Annotated in this window: 4 protein-coding genes; 3 read left to right on the top strand and 1 reads right to left on the bottom strand. The window is 55.9% G+C overall.

The window, feature by feature from the left end:
• Positions 1–37: 37 nt before the first annotated feature.
• Complete coding sequence (locus tag MVO87_RS06445; protein WP_042691249.1) at positions 38–790, bottom strand: ATPase domain-containing protein; 753 nt, start codon at positions 788–790, stop codon at positions 38–40.
• 210 nt (positions 791–1000) lie between these two features.
• Here MVO87_RS06445 and priL point away from each other — a divergent pair, with 210 nt between their 5' ends.
• From priL to MVO87_RS06430, 3 genes are read left to right on the top strand one after another with little or no spacing between them, the layout of a single operon-like run.
• Positions 1001–2209, top strand: a complete 1209-nt coding sequence (gene priL / locus MVO87_RS06440) for a DNA primase large subunit PriL (protein ID WP_297513046.1) — start codon at positions 1001–1003, stop codon at positions 2207–2209.
• Positions 2202–3236, top strand: coding sequence for a DNA primase catalytic subunit PriS (gene priS / locus MVO87_RS06435; RefSeq protein WP_297552615.1), 1035 nt, complete (start codon positions 2202–2204; stop codon positions 3234–3236). The genes priL and priS overlap by 8 nt, the downstream gene beginning before the upstream one ends.
• Positions 3233–4078, top strand: a complete 846-nt coding sequence (locus MVO87_RS06430; protein WP_297513044.1) for a DMT family transporter — start codon at positions 3233–3235, stop codon at positions 4076–4078. Before priS ends, MVO87_RS06430 begins: the two co-directional genes overlap by 4 nt.
• The last annotated feature ends 164 nt before the right edge of the window (positions 4079–4242 follow it).

The raw sequence follows: 4242 nt of genomic DNA, 5'->3' as shown, positions 1-4242 counted from the left end.
AATAGTAAACACGGAGAGCCTTAAAAAATTTTGGGTGTCAGTAGATTTCCCCGCTCGGGTAAACGACTATGCCCTCTTCAGTTATCTCGAAGGGGTACTTCTTCATCGAGTGCCTCGTCTCACGCATCTTCCTGATTAAGAGATAGCGCTTGAGTTCAACCTCCCTCTCGATGAAGTCTAGGAGAATGACACCCCTGGATATGTACTCCTCGACGCCGTACCTGCTGATTTTGCCCCTGCTCGGATCGGGGGCCTCGGTTGTGAGGATTGACGTGACGCCCATCTCAAGGAGTATCGTGTTGAGCTGTAGGAGCATCTCCCTGATTTCCTCTTCCTTCTTGAGGCGGAACGCTATGGAGGGAATGGAGTCTATGACGAGCCTCTTGGCGTTGATTGCCTTAACAACGCGGTAGACGTACCTCAGGAAGTCCTCGGCGTTGAGGTTGCCCTCAAGGACATACTGTTCCTCGGATGGGAGCCCCACGACGGCACTGACACCGTCCACTATTGCTATCTTGCCCTCGCGCTCGTATTTCTCGATGTCCCAACCAAAGGTCCTCATTTCCCTCCTGAGGTCCTGCGCCCTCTCCTCGAGGGTGACTATTACTCCGGGTTCATCATAGAGCTCAACACCCTTGTAAACGAACTGAACCGCGAACGTTGTCTTACCGCTTCCGGTGGGACCGGTTACAAGGACCGTGGTTCCCTCGGGGAATCCTCCCTCAACGAGGTCGTCAAAACCGGGAATCCCGGTCTTGACCCTGCGAACTTGCCACACCTCTCTGGTCATACGAATCACCGTGATGGCTGTTGGAGATAGCTCTTAGTTTACCCGCTATAGCTAATTGATGGTTTGGGGATATAAAACTTTTGGAAGATAACGGAACTAAAGTCCCCTTTGATGGAAGATTTACAACGGTTTACTTATTAAATCGCCAAGGAACACCACAGGGGCGGAAACGTTTTATTGAAAAAAGCAAAGTGGGAGCAAGGTGAAACCATGTCCGACCCCTTTGGAAGGGAGGCGCAGGAACTAATAAGGCGCGAGTTTGGGGACGTTCTGACGCTCCTTGAGAGGATTCCCTCAAGCATAAGCGTGGATGAGGCACTCTCACTCGTCGGTTGGATGCTAAAATCCAATGAGCCCCCGGGAGAGCTCCTCAGAACCGACCCACTCGAGGAGCTCAGGGACCTCTTCCGATTCTACGCCCTGCTCGGGGCGCTGGCGTTCTCCCCCTACGGTATCGAGGCCGAGTTCGTGAAGAAGGCAACAGCAAAGCTCTACCGCGCGAGGATAGAGAGCAAGGGCTCGCTGGAGGGTAGCCTTCTAAGGATTGAGCCGGCGGAGGGAATACCTGAGAGGGACAGGAAGATACTTGAAAGGGCGATGGACAGAAGTCTGCCCGAGGAGGAGAGGGAGAAGCTCAAGCTGAAGTACAGAATGCACCTGAGCGAGTTCCTCAAGCTCTGGGAGGGGTCGCTGAAGGAGGTCTACGTTAGGAAAGGATACGCCTACCTCCGCTGGGACGAAGCGTTAAAGCTCTGGGAGATGGCCTTCGAGAGGCGCTTTGACAGGGCCGTTAGTCTTCTCGCGGATGTCAGGGACGAACTCCCCGGGTTCTATGAGGAGCTTAAAGAGAAGCTTGAAGAGCTCGCAGGAGAGTACTTCAAAGAGAGGCTTGAGAACCTCGGAAGGGTTGGCGCAAAGCCACTCCGCTTCGACCTCTTCCCGCCGTGCGTTAAGGAGGCCCTCAAGGGCGTCCCCGCTGGAATGAGGAACTACGCGATTACGGTTCTCTTAACGAGCTTCCTGAGCTACGCGCGCATCTGTCCAAATCCGCCAAGGAAGGACGTCCGCGTTAAGGACTGCGTGAGCGATTTAAGGGTCCTCGAGGAGGAGATTTTACCTGTTATCATCGAAGCGGGCAACCGCTGCAAGCCGCCGCTCTTCGAGGACCAGCCCCACGAGATTAAGAACATCTGGTACCATCTCGGCTTCGGATTGACCGATAAGCCAACGCTCGAGGACAGCGGGAACTCAACGTGGTACTTCCCGCCGAACTGCGACAAGATAAGGGCCAACGCTCCCCAGTTATGCAAGCCGGACAAATACTGCAGGGGGGTCAAGAACCCGCTGACGTACTATCTGAGAAGGCTCGCGAGGGAAGAGAGTAGCGAAACCGGTGAAAGGGGTGAGGAAGGTGGCTGAACTGCTCAGAGAGGTTAGCAGGGAGGAAAGGGAGCTCTACTACAAGGGCGAGTGGAAGGCCGAGAGGATTCCAAAGTTCATTATTGATAGCCTTGAAAAACGCGAGTTCGGCTTCGACCACACCGGGGAGGGGCCGAGCGACAGGAAGAACGTATTCGCCGACGTTAGAGATTTGGAGGACTACGTTAAGGCCACCTCACCCTACGCAATCTACACATCGGTTGCGCTCTACCGCGAACCGGCCCAGATGGAGGGCTGGCTCGGGGCGGAGCTCGTCTTCGACATAGACGCCAAGGACCTGCCCCTCAGGAGGTGTATGGACAGGCACCCGAGCGGGCAGGTGTGCCCAATCTGCCTGGAGGACGCCAAAGAGCTTGCGAGGGACACGCTGGTGATTCTCAAGGAGGACTTCGGCTTTGAGGACGTCCACGTTGTTTATTCGGGCAGGGGATACCACATAAGGGTTCTCGACGAGTGGGCACTGAGGCTCGACGCCAAGGCCCGCGAGAGGATTCTAGCCTACATTAGCGCCTCGGAGGAGGTAACCTACGAAGACGTGATGAGCAGGAGGATTATGCTGTCGAGCGGCTACTTCAGGGTCTTCCGCCTTCGCTTCGGCTACTTCATAAAGAGGGCAAACGAGAACCACCTGATGAGCGCAGGGATAAAGAAGGGCCTTGCCAGAAAACTCCTGAGCGATGAGAGCCGAGAGAGAATCGTCAGAAGCTTCGTCGAGAGGGGTTTGCTGGCCTCTTTCCCGAGCGGAGTCGGCTATAAAACGCTGATAAGGCTGTTCTCGATATCGAGCACATTCTCCAAGGCATATTTCGATGGGCGCGTTACCGTTGACGTCAAGAGAATCCTCCGCCTGCCGTCAAGCCTGCACTCCAAGGTCGGGCTAATAACGACCTACATCGGCCCCGATGAAAGGAAACTCGAGAAGTTCAACCCCTTCAGGGACGCCGTGCCTGAGTTCAGGAAGGAGGAAGTGAAGGAAGCGTACGAGGAGTGGGAGAGCTCGCTATGAACCGGGGAAAGGCTCAGATAGCGCTCGCGATGCTTATATGGGGGAGCGTCGGGATATTCGGCAGGCTCTCCGGACTTCCCGGCCTGGGAGTAGCCTTCGCAAGGGTTTCGCTTGGAGCGCTCGTCCTCCTCCCAATCCTCGGCTTCAGAGGAAAGCTCGGAAACGCTTTGGGAGAGCTGAGGAAGAGGCCTTACCACCTGCTCGCGCTCGGAACGGTCTTAGCTTTGAACTGGGTCTTCCTCTTCACGGCCTTCGACTACACAACCATAGCGAACGCAGTTCTCGTTTACTACACCGCGCCGGTTTTAGCTACGCTGATTTCATGGCGTTTCCTCGGGGAGAAGCTCGACGCGGGAAAGGTTCTGAGCCTTGCCGTAGCCTTCACGGGACTGCTCCTCATAGCCTCGTCCCAGAGAATCAGCCTCTCCGACAGGGACTTCATAGGAATCGTGTTCGCGTTTTTAGGGGCGCTCTTCTACGCCCTGATTCCGAACCTCGGCAGGTTCCTGAGGGGCGTTGACGGTGAAAGTTTGACATTCCTCCAGCTGGCGGTAGCTTCTGCCGTTTTAGTCCCATTCGTGGCCGTTGAAAACGTCGGAAACCCGGTCTGGTGGGCAATAGCGGTTCTCGTCCTCGTGCATACTGTTTTAGCTCTCTACCTTTACATGGACGGGCTGAAGAATGTGGAGGTCAAAGACGCCGCTTTGCTCAGCTACCTCGACCCGCTGAGCGCGATAGTTTACGCGTTCTTGGTCTTCGGAGAATTGCCAGGTGTGAAAACAGTAATAGGTGGCGCTCTCATTCTGCTCGCTTCATCTATTGATTTGGCGAGGGGGTCGTAGCCCGCCTTCTGTGTCAAGGGGGCATTCGACTGAGCGGCCTACCACGGGGCTCGCACCGGGAACTCATCGCCCCAGCTACGGCCTTGCACCCCGCGGGACGGCCGTTTCACCGCATCCCCCGGGATTGTCTGCGGGTTAGCTCGGTGCCCGTCGCCGGGCCCTTC

This window comes from Thermococcus sp., from assembly GCF_027063845.1.
GTDB lineage: Archaea > Methanobacteriota_B > Thermococci > Thermococcales > Thermococcaceae > Thermococcus.
The sequence above is the reverse complement of the archived record's forward strand: the minus strand, read 5'-3'. Positions and strand labels throughout refer to the sequence as shown.